Source organism: Microbacterium sp., assembly GCF_046295495.1.
Taxonomy (GTDB): domain Bacteria; phylum Actinomycetota; class Actinomycetes; order Actinomycetales; family Microbacteriaceae; genus Microbacterium.
Window position 1 is genome coordinate 1 of the sequence record NZ_JBKBNC010000029.1, and the last position, 19542, is coordinate 19542.

Genomic DNA, 19542 nt, shown 5'->3' on the forward strand with positions numbered 1-19542 from the left:
GGTCCGGTCCGACGATCTCGATCGTCGCACCGACGCGCGAGGGGGCGTTCGGATGCCTATGTTCGGTCGTGAACGAGAGAAGCTGATCGCGAGAACCGCCATCGGGGCGGGTGGCGGGTCGGCGTGCCTGTTCCTCGGCGAGCCCGGGATCGGCAAGTCCGCTCTGGCGCGCGAGATCGCGCGCGAAGAGGGGACGACGGTCGTCGCGGTCAACCCGGGTGAGCGCATGTGGTCCTACTCCGGTCTTTTGGCCGTCGCCGCGGGCCTCGGTGGCCCCCGCGGCGCGGCCATCGACGGAGTCCTCGAGCGTGGTCGGGACTGGCCGGAGCACCTCCTCGCCGAAGAGCTGAGTCGGATGCTGCATCTCGTCCGCGATGAGCCGGGCGTGCTCGTCATCGACGACCTCGATCAGATGGACAGTTCGAGTCTCACGGTGCTGTCCTTCGTGTTCGGGCGCTTGCGCGGCACCGGCGTCAGCGTCATCGCGATGGTCTCGGCCCTCGAGGATCGCCGCCATTTCGCGGGCCTCACGCGCGTGGTCGTCGAGCGTCTGTCGTTCGAGGAGTCCGTCGAGCTCGCACGGTCGGTCGTGGGGCCGGGTGCCGTTCCCGCCGTACTGCACATGGTCGCTCTGTTCACCGGGGGCGATCCGGGGGTGCTCTGCCGCGTGCGCCTGACGCCGGAGGAGGCCTCGGGTGATGCTCCCCTCCCCCTGCCCCTGCGCGTGAGCGAAGACGTGAACGGACGGCGTCGACGCCACGTTCGGCCCTCTCGCGTCCCCCTGGCCGGCGCCGTGCTCGACCTGCTGTCGGTGGGGCCGGTCTTCGCTGCCGACCGCCTCGAACAGGCGGCCGCCGAGGTCGGTGTCGAGCTCGACCAACTCGTCGATGACGGCGTGGTCACGGTCCACGGCGATCTCGCGCGCCTGACGGATCCGGCGCTGCGATCGGGCCACCACGCGACGCTCCTCCCCGACGAACGCCGCCGGCTGCACGCGCAGGCCGCCGCGGCGCACGCGGGCCGGTACCCGGGCGCACACCAGTGGCACTCGAGTTTCCTCGACCCCACCGCGGACCGGGGGCGGCTGCTCCAGGCCGCGGTCGACCTCGCGCTCATCGGCGAGACGATCGCCGCGATCGAGTTCGCCGAGCGGGCCCTCGCGGGCGAGCTGGCCCCCGCGGAACGTACGCGAGGTCTCGTCGACCTCGGCGATGCCCTCGTGATGCGCGGCTTCGACCTGCTCGGCCAGCACTACCTGCGACGCGCCGGCGACACCACCGACCCCGCGCTGCGGCTGCGCGCGGCCGTCGCGGCGATGCGCGCCGGTGCGGTGGTCGATCACGTCGTGGATGACGCCGTCATCGCTCACGCGGCGGATATCGTCTGCCCGGCCGGGGTGGAACGCCTGCTGTGCGAGAACGCGCGCATCCACCTCGCGCGCGGGGAGGTCCTCCTCGCCGTCGACCGCCTCGCGGCGATCGCTCAGGGCGGGTCGGGGACGGCCGAGGCGTCGCTCCTGGCGCTGGTCGTCCGCGAACTCGGCGTCGAGACGCCGGGCGGAGCCGAGATCGACCCGCCGCCGATTGACGCCTCGACGCCGATCGAGACCGCCTCCCTGGCCGCGACCGTTCGCGTCCTCCGCGAGCAGTACGCGGTCGCCCGTCGGGAGGTGGGCGCGCTCCTCGAGTGCACACCGCGCCTGGCCCCGCTGTGGCGCGAGCGGCTGCTGCGCCTGCGGGTGCTGACGGAACTGCGGGCCGGTGATCCGGCCGCCGCGCGAGACGCCGTCGTCGCCTGGCGCAGCGAGTGGCTGCCGGGGCGCGCGCCCGACGCCGCGAGCACGCTCCTGCTCGCGGCCGTGGCCGCGACGGATCCCACCGACACCTCGGTCGACGACCTCGTGGCACGCGGCCGCGCGCTGTGCCGCCGCGAGGGCAGTACGGCGGTGCTGGCCGGGCTGTCAGCGGTCGAGGGGACCCGCGCCCTCGACGACGGCCGCGCCGACGAGGCGGCCGAACTCCTGAGCGCCTCCCGCTCGGGCTTTCCCGGCGACGACCCGGCGACGCTGCGCGTCGACGCCGATCTCATCGAAGCCCTGTGGCTGAGCGGCCGGACGGCCGAGGCGCGCCACGAGCTGATGCGTCTCGAGGCGGCGGCGGTGCGGCATCCTCGTCGATGGACGACGCTGGCGCTGGCGCGTTCCCGCGCCGTCTGCCGCTCCGACCGCGACGGTGTCGCCGCCTTCCGCGAGGCGGAGACGGAGTTCCGCCCCGACGACTCCCCCCTCGAGCACCTGCGCCTCGCGGCTGCCCGGGAACGCTGCCTACCGGGTGTCGAACCCGTCGTTCCGGCGCCGGCCTCGATCGCCGCGGCGCGCAGCCGCGCACTCTCCCCGCAGGAGCAGGAGGTCGTCGCCCTCGTCGGGCAGGGGCTGCGCAACCGCGAAATCGCCGCCGCGCTGTTCATCTCGCTGCGGACGGTCGAACTGCGGTTGACACGGGTCTACCGCAAGCTCGGCGTCACCTCACGCGTGCATCTGCTGTCGATCCTGCACGGCGCCGCCGTGTCGCGGCCGGGGGCCGCCCCCCGGGGGACACCGCGTCCGCCGCCCCCGCGGTCGGTGTCGGCGGGCCCGGGGCCCCGCGCATGACCCCGTCCGCGGGGCCATCCGCCGGCCGCCGGTCGGGGCTGCGCCATCGGCCATCCGACGGCCGCCCGAGCGAGGCGGCCAGCGCGCGAAGGCAGAGCACGGCGTCCCAGACACGCAGCAGCGGATATCCCAGCATCCACCACCGGGGAGGAACCCGCGAGATCGCGCACGCGAAGACGGTCAGAGCCGCGTCGAAGAGGACGAAGGCGAGCGCCAACGGACCCACCGGCAGCGCGGCCGCGACCGCCGCCGCGACTCCGCCCGCGGCACCCGGCAGCAGGACGCCCCCGGCTGCCGCGAGGGCGGCGATCACGAACAGGGGGAGGATCGCGGCGAGGACGACGCTGGAGACGACCGTCTCGAGGGCGAAGACGCCGACCGAGGCCCAGAAGAACCCGCGGCGCAGGCCGTGGCGGCGGACGGTCTGCCAGAAGCCGAGGCTCCAGCGGCGCACCTGCGCCGAGTAGTCCCGCAGCGTCGCCGGATCCTGCGTCTCGGCGATCGCGCACTCGGGGTGGAACGCGACGCGGCCCAGTCCCTTCGCGTGCACCTCGAAGGTCATGTTGAAGTCCTCGATCGACAGGCCGGGGGCGTCGATGTCGATCCGGTCGAGGATGTCGGTGCGGTACAGGCTCGCGAAGCCCGGCACGATCGCGACCGCATCCGCTCCGCGCGCCGCCTGACCGAACTTGTGCAGGTACTGCGTGCAGACGTACGTGCGTTCGCGGTACGCGGTCAGGAGCCGCCCCGTGCGCGTCGCGGGGGCGTCGGACGCGGTCGTCGCGCGCCCGGCGACCGCCGCGATCCCGTCGTCGGTGAAGAGCGGCAGGCCCGTGCGCAGATAATCCGGCCGGGGGCGCGAGTCGGCATCCAGCAGGAGCAGAAGGGGGAAGCGCTCGGGGATGCGGAAGTGCTCCAACCCCGCGCGGATCGCCCCGGCCTTGCCGCGGTTGGGCACGAGAGCGAACGCACGGGCGCCCGCGACACTCGCGCGGGCGACCGTGTCGTCGGTCGAGCCGTCGGAGACGACGAAGACGTTGTGCGCGGGGACGAGGCGACGGGCCGCGGCCACGGTCTCCGCGATGACCAGACCCTCGTTGTGGGCGGCGATGAGCACCGCAACGTCGTCGGCGCGGTAGAACATCGACGGTTGCAGGAGACCGTGAGCGGGGCGCTGCTCGGCGATCAGCCGCACCACGGCGATGAAACCCCAGACGAGCGTCGACACCCCCACGGTGGCGACGGCGACGAGGACGACGAGGCTCGCTGTCACGACGGGTTCCTCCTCCGGGGTCGAGGCGTGCCCCGAACGCTACGCGCGTCCGCGCCGTCTCGAACCGCAGCGGAACCGCACACCGGTCTGCGGTTTTCCGCACGGACGGTTGCGGTCGGCGGGATCCCGCACGATCCGGTCCGAGAGCTTGACCGCCCGGCGGGGTCGCATCAGTGTGAGCGGCGGATCAGCGCCGGCACCCGATCGGACGCCCCACCCGCAGCACTCGAAACGTCCGAGGGGCGCGCCTCCCCCACCGCCCTCTCGGACCCCGCAGTTGGAGGATGAGCATGTCCACACTCGATGTCCAGGCCGACGTCGTCACCGGCCCGATCCCGCCCGCATCCCTCGCCTCTCCGCGACCCGACACCCCGCTCAGCGACGCGCCGCGCACCGACGCGCCGCACACCGACGCGCCGCGAACCGACACCCCGCACTTCGATTTCGACGTCGCCATCGTGGGACTCGGATACGTCGGTCTGCCCACGGCCCTCGCCTACCACGCGAGTGGGGCGCGCGTGCTCGCCCTCGACGTCTCGTCGCGGCGGCTGCGCACGATCGCCGCGCGCGGCGCCGACCTCATCGACTCCGATCGCGAGCGGCTCGACACCGCCCTGCGCGCCCCGGCGGGTTTCCGCCTGACCGGCGACGTCACCGAGCTCGGCCGCGCCGCGGCCGTCGTCGTGTGCGTTCCGACCCCCGTCGACCATCAGCAGGTCCCCGATCTCTCTCCGCTGCGGGCCGCGTGCGCCACCGTCGTCGCCGCGGCCCGCCCGAGGCAGCTGATCATGCTGACCTCGACGACGTACGTCGGCTGCACGCACGACCTCGTCGAGGAGCCCCTGCGTGAGCGCGGCTTCGAGGTCGGGCGCGACGTCTTCGCCACCTTCAGCGCCGAGCGCATCGACCCCGGCAACGTCGGCTTCGCCCAGGAGGCCGTGCCCCGCGTCGTCGGCGGCGCCACCCCGCGCTGCGAGGAGGAGGGCGCGCGGCTCCTCTCCCGCTACGCCGCGCGCGTGCACCGGGTGTCGAGTCTCGCGACCGCCGAGATGACGAAGCTCCTGGAGAACACCTTCCGCGCCGTCAACATCGCCCTCGCGAACGAGTTCGCCGACATCTGCGGTGCCCTCGACGTCCCCGTCACCGAGGTCATCGAAGCGGCGAGCACGAAGCCCTACGGTTTCATGGCGTTCTACCCCGGTCCGGGCGTCGGGGGGCACTGCATCCCGTGCGACCCGCACTACCTGCTGTGGCAGTTGAAGGCCCTGCACATCGACGCCGGGGTGATCACCGAGGCCATGACCCGCATCGCCGCCCGCCCGCGCCGCGTGGTCGATCGCATCCGAGACCTGCTCGGGCGGGCCGGCAAGGGGACGCTCGGCGCGCGGGTGCTCGTCGTGGGTGTCACCTACAAGCCCGACGTCGCCGACCTGCGCGAGTCGCCCGCCCTCGAGATCATCGATCACCTCATCGACGCCGGCGCCGAGGTGCAGTACATCGACACGCACGCCCCGCACATCCGCCTCGACTCCGGTCGCGAGCGCGACTCCCTCGCCGACCCGGCCGCGTTCCACCCCGACGTCGTGCTCGTGCACACCCGCCACCACGACAGCGACCTGGCGTGGCTCGACGGCGAGGCCGTCGTGGTCGACGGCACCTACCGCAGCGCCGACATCGCGGGACGGGTGCTGCTGTGAACGGCCTCTCGATCGTGCCCGACGGAACGGGCCCGCGCCTGCGGACGCTCGTGACCGGCGGAGCAGGCTTTGTCGGCAGCCACCTCGTCGAGCACCTCCTCGACGCCGGCGACGAGGTCGTCGTGCTCGACGACCTCTCCACGGGCTCGGCGCGCAACCTCGCCGCGGTGGCCGACAACCCGCGCCTCGAGATGATCCACGGCTCGATCCTCAACACCAAGACCGTCGGTCAGGCGATGCGCTCGTGCGACCGCGTCTTCCACCTCGCGGCGGCCGTGGGGGTCAAGCTCATCGTCGAGCAGCCCCTGCGGGGCCTGCGCATAAACATCCACGGCACCGAGAACGTGCTCACCGCCGCGATCGAGCACCAGGCCGCGGTCCTCCTGGTGTCGACGAGCGAGGTGTACGGCAAGAACACCGCCGACCGCCTGCGCGAGGACTCCGACCGCGTCCTGGGCGACCCGCTGCTCTCGCGCTGGACCTACGCGGGGGCGAAGGGCATCGACGAGGCATTCGCCAAGGCCTATTGCGATCAAGAGGGTCTCGACGTCTCGATCGTGCGGCTGTTCAACACCGTCGGACCGCGCCAGACGGGCCGCTACGGCATGGTCCTGCCCAACCTCGTCGGTCAGGCGCTGCGCGGTCGTCCCCTCACCGTGTTCGGCGACGGCCTGCAGACGCGGTGCTTCTCGGCCGTCGAGGACGTCGTCCCGGCGATGGTGCGCATCGAACGCGACCCCCGCGCCCGCGGGCAGGCGTACAACCTCGGCGGAGCACGCGAGATCTCGATCCTCGACCTCGCCCGCGAGATCATCCGCACCCTCGACAGTTCCAGCGGGATCGAATTCATCCCGTACGAGCAGGCCTACGCCCCGGGATTCGAGGACATGCGCCGCCGCGTGCCCGACAACACCAAGGCGCACGAACTCGTCGGGTACGAGCCCACCACACCGCTGACCACCACCATCATGCGCGTGGCGGCCGGCCTGCTCGCCCGCGAGAAGCTCGGATCGGATGCCATGCCCCTGGCCGCCACGGGATCGTTCCGGGGAGTGGTCTGATGTGCGGCATCACGGCTTACCGCGGCACCACGGCGGCGGCGACCCGCGCCCGGGCCGCCCTCGAACGCCTCGAGTACCGCGGCTACGACTCGGCGGGTGTCGCAGCTCGACGTCCCGACGGCACGACGGTGCACCTGCGCACCCTGGGCGGGGTCGCCGCCCTCGCCTCGGGCCTGGGCGAGGAGGAGACGGATGCCACCACCGCGGCCATCGGCCACACCCGCTGGGCCACCCACGGTGAGGTGAGCGAAGTGAACGCCCACCCGCTCGAGGACTGCAGCGGTCGCTTCTTCGTGGTGCACAACGGCATCATCGACAATGCCGAGCAGCAGCGCGCCCAGCTCGTCGCCGCGGGTCATCGTTTCGCGACCGAGGTCGACAGCGAGGTGATCGTGCACCTCGTCGAGCAGGCGCACCGGCCGGGGATCGGCCTGGGCGACGCCCTCGCCGAAGCCGTCTCGCACCTGTCCGGCTCGTGGGCCGTCGTCGCCCTCGACACGCGGACCGGGGCACTCGCCGGCGCCGCGCACGAGTCCCCCCTGATCCTCGCCGAGGGCGCGGGCGGGACGTACCTCGCGAGCGACGTGGGCGCCGTGTCGCCGATCGTGTCCGAGTTCCGCGTCCTCGAAGACGACGACGTCGTCGACATCGACGACCAGGGCGTGCGCTGGCACCGCGCGGACGGCAGCTGTCGCCCCCGCGGCCTCTGGCCCGTACCGCGCACGGCGCTCCTGGCCAGCACCGGCCGTCACCGCGATCACATGGGGAACGAGATCGACGAGCAGCCCCTCGTCGCGCGCCGCGTCATCGAGGCCCTCGCCCCCGGTATCGACACGGGCTGGCTGTGGCAGGGGCTCGGGCTCCCCCCGCTCGAGGGGATCGAGCGCCTCACCGTGCTCGGCTGCGGCACGTCGCTGCACGCCGGTCGCGCCGCCGCCGGCGTCTTCGAGCGCCTCGGCGGGCTCCCGACCCGAGCGCTCGTCGCGAGCGAGGCCGGGCACGAGGTGTGGGAGCCGCGCACCCTCGTCCTGGCGATCAGCCAGTCCGGTGAGACCGCCGACGTGCTCCGCGCGCTCGACACCGTTCCGCCCGGTCATGCCACCGTGCTGGCCCTGACGAACAACACCTCCTCCACGCTCGCACGCCGCTCCGACGCGGTGGTCGACTGCCTGGCCGGTCCCGAGATCGGGGTCGCCGCGACCAAGACCTTCGTCGCCCAGGTACTCACCGGTGTCTGCGTCGCCCTGTCCGGCCTGTCCGGTCTCAACCGCGTCGATTCGTCGCGCTTCGACGCCGACATGCGGGCGCTGGTGGCGACGCCCGACGCCCTCGCCGCCGCGCTCGATGAATGGCGCGGACCCGCCGCCGACCTCGCGACGGAGTTCGCGGCGGCATCCGGCTTCCTGTTCCTCGGCCGAGGCTCCGGCCTCGTGTACGCGGCCGAGGGAGCCCTCAAGCTCAAGGAACTGTCGTACCGGTGGGCGGAGCATCAGCCCGCCGGCGAGCTCAAACACGGTCCCCTGGCCCTGGTGGACACCGGCACCCCGGTCTTCGTCGTCGACAGCGGCGACCCGCGACTCGACGTCGACATCGCCGAGGTGCGGGCACGCGGCGGTCGCGTGGTGCGGCTCGGCGAACGCGTGCTGCAGGTCGGCGGCCTGCCGCTGCACCTGCCGCGGACGGGTCCCTCGTGGGGTCCGCTGGAGACGGTCGTGCCCCTGCAGATGTTCGCCCGCGAGCTCGCCCTCCGGCTTCGTCGCGACGTCGACAAGCCTCGCAATCTCGCGAAGTCGGTGACGGTCTCGTGACCGCCCGGCGCCCGACGCGGACGGCCCGGCCGGACGCAGAAGAAAGGACCCCACCCATGATGAGACAGCGGGCCCGCACGGTGGCCCTCCCCCGGAAGATCCTCGCCTCGGTCGTGGCCGCGGCCGCCCTCGTCGGGACAGGCATCGGCCTTGCGCCCGCCCCCGCCGCCGAGGCCGCGACGCGCACGGTCGTGAGCCTGACCTTCGACGACGCCAACGCGAACCAGCTCGGCGTCCTCCCGGTGCTGAGGGCGAGCGCGATGAAGGCCACCTTCTACGTCCCCTCGGGCTTCATCGGCGCGAGCGGGTACATGACCCGCGCCGACCTCACCACTCTGAAGAACGCGGGGCACGAGATCGGCGGACACACCGTCAACCACCCCGACCTCCCTCAGATCAGCATCGACGAGGCGAAACGACAGATCTGCACCGACCGCAAGAACCTCGCCTCCTGGGGGTTCTCGGTGCGGAGCTTCGCCTACCCCTTCGCCTCGAGTACCCCCGAGGTCGAGGCCGCCGTCGCGACCTGCGGCTACAACAGCGCCCGTCTGCTCGGCGACATCCGCAGCCGGTTCGGGTGCCCCGAGTGCTCGTACGCGGAGTCCACGCGCCCCGCCGATCCGTACGCGTTGAAGGCGCTCGACCAGGTCGACGCGACATGGACCCTGGACGATCTCAAGGCGGGCGTCACCAACGCCGAGAAGAACGGCGGCGGATGGGTGCAATACACCTTCCATGACGTCTGCGACGGCGGCTGCAGCGACCTCGCGATCACCCCGTCGCTGTTCTCGCAGTTCGTCACGTGGTTGGCGACGCGACGCGCCGCGGGCACGGTGGTCAAGACGATCGGCGACGTCGTCGGCGGGACCGTCAAGCCGCTCGTCGACGGGCCCGCCGTCCCCGCCCCCACCGGATCGGCCAACGGCATCGTCAACCCCAGCATGGAGGAGGGGGCGCCGACCTGCTGGATGCGCGGCGGCTACGGCACCAACTCCCCCGCGTTCGAGACCGGCTCGCCCGCGCACTCCGGGGTGATCGCCAGCGGGATCACGATGACCGGGTACGTGGACGGCGACGCCAAGCTGCTCCCCCAGTTCGACCTCGGGCAGTGCGCCCCGACGGTCACCGCCGGAACGGCGTACACCCTGCGGGAGTGGTACCTCTCGAGCGGTGTGACGCAGTTCGCCGTGTATCTGCGCTCGACCACGGGCGCGTGGTCGTACTGGACCTCGAGCCCGTGGTTCGCCCCGGCGACCGAGTGGGCACAGGCGGACTGGACCACCCCGGCGATCCCGTCGGGCTACACCGGCATCAGCTTCGCGCTGACGATCTTCGGCGACGGCACGCTCCGCACCGACGACCTGCAGCTCTACGACAGCGCCGGCGCACCGCCCGTCGCCGCACAGGTGACCCGCTCGCAGTCCCCGCCGCCGACGGCGGTGACCGCACCCGAGGGACCGATCGAGGTGTTCCAGCCCACGGAGAGCGACATCACCGGATGACGCGACGCCCGACGCCCACGGCGGCGATCACCCTCGCGGTGCTCGTCGCCGTCGGCGTCTCGGGGTGCACCCCCCTCGGGGCATCCCGACCCGAGACCGGCTACCCGTGGCACACCGGGATCGTCGCGACCACCTTCTGGGTGGGCGAGATCTTCGATCCCGGCGCCGCCGACGGCAGCCAGCGTTTCTCGACCTACGATTCGCGGTGGCTGGATTCGTACGGCGGGTGCGACGGCATCCTCGATGACGGCGGGTGCCGGACCGAGGCCCGCACCCCCACGAACGACTACTTCCCCACGAGCATGACCCCGCGAGAGAACCCTTTCTATCTCGACCTGCCGTTCGACGACGTCAACGACCCCGAGGGCTTCGCCACCCGCGGCGACGTCGTGCCGTGGGCGGACCGGGCGCCCTACGCCACCGTCGTCGACGACCGTTCGCAGAGCCTCATGAAGAACCGCTGGGTCGTCCTGCACCGGGACGGCCGCCTCTGCTACGGGCAGATCCAGGACGCCGGCCCCGGTGAGTACCGAGACGCCGCGTACGTCTTCGGCGACGACGACCGCCGCCCGGCCAACACGCGCTACGGCGGCGCGGGCCTGGACGTGTCCCCCGCCCTGAACGGCTGCCTGGGGTTCACCGACCTCGACGGCGACGACGACCGCGTCGACTGGGCGTTCGTCGACGACGCCGACGTCCCCGCCGGCCCGTGGACGCGGATCGTCACCGACTCGCCCGTGCGGTGAGACCCAGGTCCGGGGGTCGCGCGTCGCGACGTGCGACACGGGACGGGGCCGTGCCGGCCGCGGTCGCCCGCCACGCCGTCATCCGCGGGTACGGCCCGTGCGCGAGACCTGCGGCAGGGCGCGGGAACGGCGGAAGGCCGGATGCCATGGCATCCGGCCTTCCGTGAAGCTCACTGTCCGCGACGCTCGCGGAGCTGCTGCAGCGCGTCGTCGAGGAGCGACGCGGCTTCCTCGTCGGTGCGGCGCTCCTTCACGTACGCGAGGTGCGTCTTGTAGGGCTCGGCCTTCGCCAGGGCCGGCGGGTTGGCCTTGTCGCGCCCGGCCGGCAATCCCGAATGCGGGGAGTCGATGGTCTCGGGGATCTCGTCGTCGGGGATGCCGGCGGCGAAGTAGCGCACCGTCTCGTTGCCGAGCGCGTCCCAGTACGACACGGCCACGCGATCCGCGTGGAAGCCGTGATCCTGCTCGCCCATCGGGCCCGCGCCCACGCGCGAACCACGGATGGCGTTGCCCCCAGTGGCCATGTCAGATCTCCGCGAACTTGGTGAGGAGACCGAGACCGACGATGGTGACGAACCACACCAGCGCCAGCACGATCGTGAATCGGTTGAGGTTGCGTTCGGCGAGGCCCGACGACCCGAGAGCGGAGCTCATACCGCCGCCGAACATGTCGGACAGACCGCCGCCGCGACCCTTGTGAAGCAGGATGAGCAGGGTCAGCAGGAGGCTGGTGATGCCCAGGACCACCTGCAGGACGAACTCGAGAATCTGCACTGTCGAAGCCTTTCGCGAGCGGACTGGTCGACCGCACAAGCGTCAAGTATACGGGGAGGCGTCGCGGACGCACGGATGCCCGCGGCGACGTGCCGCGGGCATCCGGAGAGGCGTCAGACGCCGACGTGCTTCTGGAAGCGGATGATCGCCGCGAACTCGTCGACGACGAGGCTCGCACCGCCCACCAGGGCTCCGTCCACGTCGGGCTCGCGCATGAAGCCGGCGATGTTGCCCGACTTCACCGAACCGCCGTAGAGCACGCGCGTGCGCGCGGCGGCGTCGGCACCGAGCTTGTCGGCCACGACGGCGCGGAGCTTGGCGCAGACCTCCTGTGCCCGATCGGGCGTCGCCGCCTGGCCCGAGCCGATGGCCCAGACGGGTTCGTACGCCACGACGATGTCGGCGTCGGCCGACACGCCCTCGAGCGCGACCTCGAGCTGACCCACGGGAACGGCGCTCGCGCCGAACTTCTCGAGGTCTTCCGAGGTCTCTCCCACGCAGATGACGGGAACGAGACCGTGGCGCAGGGCCGCCTGGGTCTTCGCCGCGATGACCTCATCGGTCTCGTGGTGGAACTGGCGACGTTCCGAGTGCCCGATGATGACGTACGTGGCGTCGAGCTTGGCCAGGAACTGGCCGGAGATCTCACCGGTGTACGCACCCGAGTCGTGCGCCGAGAGGTCCTGACCGCCGAGGGCGAACTCGATCTTGTCGGCATCGAGCAGCGTCTGCACGGTCCGCAGGTCGGTGTACGGCGGGAAGACCGCCACCTCGACGTCGGTGCTCTCGTGCTTGGCCTCCTTCAGCGTCCAGTGCAGCTTTTGCACGAACGCGACCGCCTGAAGGTGATCGAGGTTCATCTTCCAGTTGCCGGCGATGAGGGGGATGCGCCTGTTCTGCGTCGCAGACGAATCCGTGTTGTTCACTGCCATCCGAGGACCTCCAGTCCGGGGAGCTTCTTGCCTTCGAGGAATTCGAGGCTCGCGCCGCCACCGGTGGAGATGTGGCCGAACGCGTCGTCCGCGAAGCCGAGCTGACGCACGGCCGCGGCGGAGTCGCCGCCGCCGACCACACTGAGGCCGTCGACCTCGGTGAGCGCCTGGGCGACGGTCTTGGTGCCGGCCTCGAACGCCTTCATTTCGAACACGCCCATGGGGCCGTTCCAGAAGACGGTGCGCGAAGCGCGGATGGCATCGGCGAAGATCTCCGCCGTGCGCGGTCCGATGTCCAGCCCGAGGCCGGAGGCGCCGAAGGCGGTGTCCTCCAGGGCCTCGGCGTCGGCGATCACGTGCTCGGCCTCGGCCGAGAACGACGCCGCCACCACGGCGTCAACGGGGAGCACGATCTCGACGCCGCGCTCCTTCGCCGAGGCGATGTAGCCCTTCACGGTGTCGATCTGATCCTGCTCGAGCAGGCTCGAGCCGACCTTGTGGCCCTCGGCGACGAGGAAGGTGAACATCATGCCGCCGCCGACGAGGAGCTTGTCCACCCGCGGGAGCAGGTGCTCGATGACGCCGAGCTTGTCGCTGACCTTGGAACCACCGAGCACGACCGTGTAGGGCCGCTCCGGGTTCTCCGTCAGGCGATCGAGGACCTCGAGCTCCTTCTGGATGAGCAGGCCCGCGGCCGAGGGCACCAGCTGGGCGAGGTCGTAGACGCTCGCCTGCTTGCGGTGCACGACGCCGAAGCCGTCCGACACGAGCGCGTCGCCGAGTTCGGCGAGCTCTCGCGCGAAGGCCTGACGCTCGGACTCGTCCTTCGAGGTCTCTCCGGGGTTGAAGCGGAGGTTCTCGATGACCGCGACCTCGCCGTCCTCCAGGGAGGCCGCGGCGTCGCGAGCCGACTCGCCCACCGTGTCGCGCGCGAACGCGACCGGCTGGCCGAGGAGCTCGGAGAGGCGCTGCGCGACCGGCTCGAGGGAGTACTTCGGGTCGGGCGCCCCATCGGGGCGGCCCAGGTGAGAGCACACGATCACACGCGCGCCGGCGTCGATCAGGGCATTGAGGGTCGGCAGCGACGCGCGCACGCGGCCATCGTCCGTGATGACGCCGTCCTTGAGGGGGACGTTCAGGTCACAACGGACGATGACGCGCGTGCCGGCGAGCGACCCCAGCGAATCGAGGGTGCGCAGAGCCATGAAGGGTTACAGGCGCTCGGCGACGTACTCGGTCAGGTCGACGAGGCGGTTGGAGTAGCCCCACTCGTTGTCGTACCACGACGAGACCTTGACGAGGTTGCCGCTGACGTTGGTCAGCTCCGCGTCGAAGATCGAGGAGTGCGGGTTGCCCTGGATGTCGCTCGAGACGATCGGGTCTTCCGTGTACTGGAGGATGCCGTTGAGGCGACCCTCGGCGGCGGCCTTCTTGTACACCTCGTTGACCTGGTCGACGGTCAGCCCCTCGGTGGGTGTGACGATCGTGAGGTCGACGATCGAGCCGGTGGGAACCGGAACGCGGTACGACGAGCCGCTGAGCTTGCCGTTCAGTTCGGGCAGGACCAGGCCGATGGCCTTGGCGGCACCGGTCGAGGCGGGCACGATGTTGATGGCCGCACCGCGCGCACGACGGAGGTCGCTGTGCGGGCCGTCCTGCAGGTTCTGGTCGGCCGTGTAGGCGTGAGCCGTCATCATGAAGCCGCGCTCGATACCGAAGGCCTCGTTGAACACCTGGGCGAGGGGCGCCAGGCAGTTCGTGGTGCACGACGCGTTCGAGATGATGACGTCGGTCTCGGGGTTGTACGTCTCTTCGTTGACGCCCATCACGATGGTCGCGTCGTCGCCCGTGGCGGGAGCCGAGATGAGGACCTTCTTGGCACCACCGGTGATGTGCTTCTTGGCGTCGTCGGCCTTGGTGAAGCGACCGGTCGACTCGATGACGATGTCGACGCCGAGCTCGCCCCAGGGGAGGTTGGCCGGGTCGCGCTCTTCGAAGACCTTGATGGTCTTGTCGCCCACGGTGATGGAGTCTGCGGTGTACGAGACGTCCTCGGTCAGCACGCCGCCGACGGAGTCGTACTTGAGGAGGTGCGCCAGCGACTTGTTGTCGGTGAGGTCGTTCACCGCCACGATTTCGAGGTCGGCACCCTGCGCGAGAGCCGCGCGGAGGTAGTTGCGTCCGATACGGCCGAAGCCGTTGATTCCGATCTTGACGGTCACGGAATTTCTCCTGAATCAGTTGTGCGCGATGAGCGCGTGATTGCGGTTTCGCTGGCGGACAACGGCGTCCCGGTGGGTGTCCCACCGGGACGCCGCACCGTTTACGACAGTACCAGCAGACCCGCGGTCTTCTCGCGGGCGGCCGAGAAGCGCTCCTGCGCATCGGCCCAGTTGGCGATGTTCCAGAACGCCTTCACGTAGTCGGCGCGGACGTTCTTGTAGTCGAGGTAGTACGCGTGCTCCCAGACGTCGAGGAGCAGCAGCGGAACGGTGCCGGCGACGATCTGACCCTGCTGGTCGAAGAACTGCTGGATCACGAGGTTCTCACCGATCGAGTCCCAGAACAGACCCGCCCAGCCCGAGCCCTGCACGCCGAGGGCGGCGGCGGTGAACTGCGCGCGGAAGGCGTCGAACGAACCGAACTGGTCGTCGATCGCGGACTCGAGGTCGCCGGTGGGCTTGTCTCCGCCGTTGGGCGATAGGTTCGTCCAGAAGATCGAGTGGTTCGTGTGACCGCCGAGGTTGAACGCGAGGTCTTTCTGCAGGCGGTTGATGTTGGCGAAATCGCCCTTCTCGCGCGCGTCGGCGAGGAGGTCGAGGGTGGTGTTGGCGCCGTTGACGTAGGTCTGGTGGTGCTTGCTGTGGTGCAGCTCCATGATGGTCGCACTGATGTGCGGCTCCAGCGCCGAGTAGTCGTAGGGCAGTTCGGGCAGCGTGTACTTCGCCATGTTCTCTACTTCCGAATCGGGCGCCGCCGTGACCTCTGCGCCGGGGATGGCGTGCCGAGGATCGAGCAGCGAGGGTGACGTCTTCATCCTATTGAGGGGTAACGCCCGACCTACAGGGTTGCTTCCCCGCATGACGGGGAGTATCCGCCCGGGCGCGTCGCGGCCCGCGGCGGAACGGATGCCGGGCGAGTCGGCATCCGGGACACCGCCGATCGACGGCCCCGCCGCGGTGCGGGCGCCCGCCGGTGGGGGCGTACGCCGGTGGGACCGTCCGCCGTGCTCAGTCCTCGGCGCCGACCGGAACCGCGGCCTCGGTGCCCGGGATGCCGTCGATCTCGGCCTTCTTGTCGGCCATGGCCAGCAGGCGGCGGATGCGGCCGGCGACGGCGTCCTTCGTGAGGGGCGGGTCGGCGTGGTGACCGAGCTCGTCGAGGCTCGCGTCGCGGTGGGAGAGGCGCAGCTCGCCGGCCTGCTGCAGGTGGGCGGGGACCTCGTCGCCGAGGATCTCGAGCGCCCGCTCGACCCGCGCGCACGCGGCGACGGCGGCCTGGGCGGAGCGGCGGAGGTTGGCGTCGTCGAAGTTGACCAGGCGGTTGACGCCGGCGCGCACCTCGCGGCGCTGGCGCATCTGATCCCACTCGCCCGCGGTGCGACGGGCGCCCATCTCGTACAGGGCGCCGCGGATGGCCTCGCCGTCGCGCACGACGACACGCGGCACACCGCGCACCTCGCGGGCCTTGGCGGGGATGCCGATGCGGTGTCCGGCACCGACGAGGGCCATCGCCGCCTCCGACGAGGGGCAGGAGATCTCGAGCGCGGCAGAGCGGCCCGGGTCGCTGAGCGTGCCGCTGGCGAGGAAGGCCCCGCGCCAGATCGCACTGAGGTCGGGGCGCGAGCCCGTGGTGAGCTTGTTCGGCAGTCCGCGCACGGGACGACGGCGCTGGTCGAGCAGACCCGTCTGGCGGGCCAGGGTCTCGCCGGCCTCGATGACGCGCACCGCGAAGTGGCCGCCGGTGCGTCCCCCCGAACCCTGCACGTGGTGAAGTTCGGGGCGAACGCCGTAGAGCTCCATGAGGTCGCGTGCGACGCGGCGGGCCAGGATGTCGGAGTCCAGTTCGGCCTCGACGGCGACGCGGTTGGCGATGGAGTGCAGACCACCGGAGAAGCGCAGGAGGGCCGTGAGCTCGGCGACGCGCGCGGTCGGGCGCGGGTCGCGGACGGTGATGAGCTCGGCCTTCACGTCGGCGGTCAGGGGCACGGTTCTCCTCGGGTGGGGGCGGCGGGGACGACGGTACAGCCTACTCGCGACCGAGGTCGCGGTGAGCCACGCGGACGGCCACCCCGGGAACATCGGCCAGACGTGCAGCGAGCTCGCGCGCCATCGCCACCGACCTGTGCTTTCCGCCCGTGCACCCCACGGCGACCACGGAATGCCGCTTGTTCTCGCGCTGGTACCCCTCCAGAACCGGGCGCAGCGCCGCCGAATAGGCGTCGAGGAACTCCGCCGCGCCCTGCTGGCCCAGCACGTATTCCCGGACACGGGGGTCCTCCCCCGTCAGCGGGCGGAGCTCGTCGTCCCAGAAGGGGTTGGGCAGGAACCTCATGTCGGCCACGAGGTCGACGTCGGGCGGCAGACCGTACTTGAAACCGAAGCTCATGAGGGTGACCGTGTGGCGCGCGGCCCCCTCCTCGCCGAAGAGCGAGACCGTGCGCAGAGAGAGCTGGTGCACGTTGAGCGTCGTGGTGTCGATCACGACGTCGGCGGCCTCCCGGACGGGGGTCAGACGCTCCCGTTCGCGGCGGATGCCGTCGAGGATCGTGCCGTCGCCCTGCAGGGGATGGGGCCGGCGCACCGCCTCGAACCGCCGCACGAGCACCGCGTCGGAGGCGTCGAGGAACACCGTGCGCACCTGGCGACCCGCCTGGAGCGTTCGCATCGCCTCGGGGAGGTCGCCGAAGAGCGTGCGCCCGCGCACGTCGACCACGACCGCCACCCGCGGCACGGCGCCGCCGGCGAGCTCGGTGAGCTCGAGGAGCGGACGCAGCATCCGGGGCGGGAGGTTGTCGACCACGTACCAGTCGAGGTCTTCGAGGGCGTTGGCGACAGTGGACCTGCCGGCCCCCGACATGCCCGTGACGATCAGCACCTCGCCTGGCGCGTCGCGTGCCGGTTCCATGGCGATCGTCTCCCGTCGTCGTGCCCAGCCTACCGAGACAGATGCGTGTGGATGGCCGCGGCGAGGGTCGGACCGATGCCGGGCAGCACCGTCATCTCCTCGGGCGCGGCGTTCTTCAACGCCGCGACGGAACCGAAGTGGCGCAGCAGGGCCTTGATGCGGGCGTCGCCCAGCCCGGGGACCTCCGCGAGCACGCTCGTGATGTCGCGCTTGCGCCGCTTGCGCTGATGCACGATCGCGAAGCGGTGGGCCTCGTCGCGCAGTCGCTGCAGCAGGTACAGCGCCTCCGAGGTGCGCGGCAGGATCACCGGGTACTCCTCCCCCGGCAGCCAGACCTCCTCGAGGCGCTTGGCGATCCCGCACAGCGCGATCTCCTCGTGCCCCGCGTCGGCGAGGGCGCGGGCCGCAGCGGCGACCTGCGGCTGACCACCGTCGACGACGAGCAGCTGCGGACGGTACGCGAAGCGCGGACGCTTGCGGGCGGTCACGACGTCGCCGTCGGCGGTCGCCTCGGCGGAGTCCGGATCGGCGATGAGGGCGCCGTCGATCGTTTCGGGCTCGACCTCCTCGGGGCGGTCGAGATAGGCGAGCCGACGCGTGAGCACCTGGTACATCGAGTCGGTGTCATCCGTGGTCTCGGCGACCCCGAACGAGCGGTACTGGTCTTTGCGCGGCAGCCCGTCTTCGAAGACGACCATGGATGCCACGACATTGGTGCCCGCGAGGTGCGAGATGTCGTAGCACTCGATGCGCAGCGGCGCCTCGGTCATGCCGAGGGCGTCCTGCAGGTCGGTGAGCGCCTGCGAGCGCGCGACGTAGTCGCTCGTGCGGCGCGTCTTGTGCAGCATGAGGGCCTGCTGCGCGTTCAGCGTCGCCGTCTTCAGAAGGTCGGCCTTGCGCCCGCGCTGGGCCACCTGCAGGGTCACCGGCCGGCCACGCCGTTCGCGCAGCCAGGCCTCGAGCTGTTCGGCGTCGTCGGGCAGCTCGGGCACGAGCACCTGGCGCGGGATGTCGCCCGCGTCGGCGTCGCCGTACGTGCGCTGCAGCACCTGGTCGACCAGCTCGGCGCCGGAGATGTCGATCTCCTTCTCGATCGTCGTGGCGCGCACACCGCGCACGCGTCCGCCGCGCACGACGAAGTGCTGCACGGTCGCGGCGAGTTCGTCCTCCGCGATGCCGAACAGGTCGGCATCCGTGTCGGATGCCAGCACGAGCGCGCTCTTGCCGAGCACGGCGTCGATGGCCTGCAGGCGGTCGCGGTAGTGCGCGGCCGACTCGTAGTCCATCGCGGCCGAGGCCTCTTTCATGCGGGCCGTGAGCTCGCGCGTGAAACGCTGGTCGCCGCCCGACATGAACGCGACGAAGTCATCGACGACCGCGCGGTGCTCCTCGATCGTCACCTTCATCGAGCAGGGTCCCCCGCAGCGACCGATCTGCCCCGGGAAGCAGGGGCGTCCGGAGGCCATCGCCTTCTTGTACGAGGAGTCGCTGCACGTGCGGATCGGGAAGACCTTGATCATCAGGTCGATCGTGTCGTGCACGGCCCACACCTTCGGGTACGGCCCGAAGTACTTCGCCCCGCGGATCTTGGGGTTGCGGGTGACGATGACGCGCGGCGCCTCGTCGGCGAGCGTGATCGCCAGGAAGGGGTACGACTTGTCGTCGCGGTAGCGCACGTTGAAGGGCGGATCGAACTCCTTGATCCACATGTACTCCAGCTGCAGCGAGTCGACGTCGCTGGGCACGACCGTCCACTCCACGCTCGCCGCGGTCGTGACCATACGGCGGGTGCGTTCGTGCAGCGAGTGCAACGGCGCGAAGTAGTTCGACAGCCGGGCGCGCAGGTTCTTCGCCTTGCCGACGTACAGCACCCGCCCCTCGGCATCCCGGAAGCGGTAGACCCCCGGGTTGGTGGGGATCTCGCCGGCCTTCGGGCGATAGGGCAGCTGCGACATCCGTTCTCGGGATGCCA

General features: G+C 71.2%; 15 protein-coding genes and 1 pseudogene. 6 read left to right on the forward strand and 10 right to left on the reverse strand.

Features of this window, described 5'->3' with window-relative positions:
- Positions 1-58: 58 nt before the first annotated feature.
- Positions 59-2485 (forward strand): annotated as a pseudogene (locus ACK4LS_RS10840) (AAA family ATPase); the annotation flags it as partial.
- Positions 2486-2519: 34 nt separating this feature from the next.
- On the opposite strand, the gene ACK4LS_RS10845 reads toward ACK4LS_RS10840, so the two are convergent.
- Positions 2520-3923 (reverse strand): glycosyltransferase family 2 protein, encoded by a 1404-nt coding sequence (locus tag ACK4LS_RS10845; protein ID WP_409716974.1) that lies wholly within the window; start codon positions 3921-3923, stop codon positions 2520-2522.
- 290 nt (positions 3924-4213) lie between these two features.
- Here ACK4LS_RS10845 and ACK4LS_RS10850 point away from each other — a divergent pair, with 290 nt between their 5' ends.
- From ACK4LS_RS10850 to ACK4LS_RS10870, 5 genes are read left to right on the forward strand one after another with little or no spacing between them, the layout of a single operon-like run.
- The gene (locus tag ACK4LS_RS10850; protein WP_409716976.1) at positions 4214-5620 is read left to right on the forward strand and encodes a nucleotide sugar dehydrogenase; all 1407 of its coding nucleotides are present in this window, start codon (positions 4214-4216) and stop codon (positions 5618-5620) included.
- Positions 5617-6681, forward strand: a complete 1065-nt coding sequence (locus ACK4LS_RS10855) for an NAD-dependent epimerase/dehydratase family protein (RefSeq protein ID WP_409716978.1) — start codon at positions 5617-5619, stop codon at positions 6679-6681. Before ACK4LS_RS10850 ends, ACK4LS_RS10855 begins: the two co-directional genes overlap by 4 nt.
- Positions 6681-8489 carry a glutamine--fructose-6-phosphate transaminase (isomerizing) gene (gene glmS / locus ACK4LS_RS10860; protein WP_409716980.1) on the forward strand — a complete coding sequence of 603 codons (1809 nt, stop codon included), beginning with the start codon at positions 6681-6683 and terminating at the stop codon, positions 8487-8489. Before ACK4LS_RS10855 ends, glmS begins: the two co-directional genes overlap by 1 nt.
- Positions 8490-8545: 56 nt before the next feature.
- Positions 8546-9991, forward strand: a complete 1446-nt coding sequence (locus ACK4LS_RS10865; protein WP_409716982.1) for a polysaccharide deacetylase family protein — start codon at positions 8546-8548, stop codon at positions 9989-9991.
- A complete protein-coding gene (locus ACK4LS_RS10870; RefSeq protein ID WP_409716984.1) occupies positions 9988-10737 on the forward strand; it encodes a hypothetical protein in 750 nt (249 codons plus the stop codon). The genes ACK4LS_RS10865 and ACK4LS_RS10870 overlap by 4 nt, the downstream gene beginning before the upstream one ends.
- Before the next feature lie 170 nt (positions 10738-10907).
- On the opposite strand, the gene ACK4LS_RS10875 is transcribed toward ACK4LS_RS10870, so the two are convergent.
- The 9 genes from ACK4LS_RS10875 to uvrC form a co-directional block, all read right to left on the reverse strand.
- Positions 10908-11261 carry an RNA polymerase-binding protein RbpA gene (locus ACK4LS_RS10875; protein ID WP_409716986.1) on the reverse strand — a complete coding sequence of 118 codons (354 nt, stop codon included), beginning with the start codon at positions 11259-11261 and terminating at the stop codon, positions 10908-10910.
- A 1-nt stretch (position 11262) separates the two neighbouring features.
- Positions 11263-11511, reverse strand: coding sequence for a preprotein translocase subunit SecG (secG, locus tag ACK4LS_RS10880; protein ID WP_409716988.1), 249 nt, complete (start codon positions 11509-11511; stop codon positions 11263-11265).
- A 113-nt stretch (positions 11512-11624) separates the two neighbouring features.
- On the reverse strand, positions 11625-12443 hold the full coding sequence (gene tpiA, locus ACK4LS_RS10885; RefSeq protein ID WP_409716990.1) for a triose-phosphate isomerase: 819 nt from the start codon (positions 12441-12443) through the stop codon (positions 11625-11627).
- On the reverse strand, positions 12434-13648 hold the full coding sequence (locus tag ACK4LS_RS10890; RefSeq protein ID WP_409716992.1) for a phosphoglycerate kinase: 1215 nt from the start codon (positions 13646-13648) through the stop codon (positions 12434-12436). Before ACK4LS_RS10890 ends, tpiA begins: the two co-directional genes overlap by 10 nt.
- Before the next feature lie 6 nt (positions 13649-13654).
- Positions 13655-14665, reverse strand: coding sequence for a type I glyceraldehyde-3-phosphate dehydrogenase (gene gap / locus ACK4LS_RS10895; RefSeq protein WP_409716994.1), 1011 nt, complete (start codon positions 14663-14665; stop codon positions 13655-13657).
- Positions 14666-14766: 101 nt separating this feature from the next.
- The gene (locus tag ACK4LS_RS10900; RefSeq protein WP_409717026.1) at positions 14767-15393 is read right to left on the reverse strand and encodes a superoxide dismutase; all 627 of its coding nucleotides are present in this window, start codon (positions 15391-15393) and stop codon (positions 14767-14769) included.
- Between the two features lie 280 nt (positions 15394-15673).
- Positions 15674-16651, reverse strand: coding sequence for a DNA-binding protein WhiA (gene whiA, locus ACK4LS_RS10905; protein ID WP_409716996.1), 978 nt, complete (start codon positions 16649-16651; stop codon positions 15674-15676).
- A 40-nt stretch (positions 16652-16691) separates the two neighbouring features.
- The gene (gene rapZ / locus ACK4LS_RS10910; RefSeq protein WP_409716998.1) at positions 16692-17570 is read right to left on the reverse strand and encodes an RNase adapter RapZ; all 879 of its coding nucleotides are present in this window, start codon (positions 17568-17570) and stop codon (positions 16692-16694) included.
- Positions 17571-17599: 29 nt separating this feature from the next.
- The gene (uvrC, locus tag ACK4LS_RS10915; RefSeq protein WP_409717000.1) at positions 17600-19525 is read right to left on the reverse strand and encodes an excinuclease ABC subunit UvrC; all 1926 of its coding nucleotides are present in this window, start codon (positions 19523-19525) and stop codon (positions 17600-17602) included.
- Positions 19526-19542: the final 17 nt, after the last annotated feature.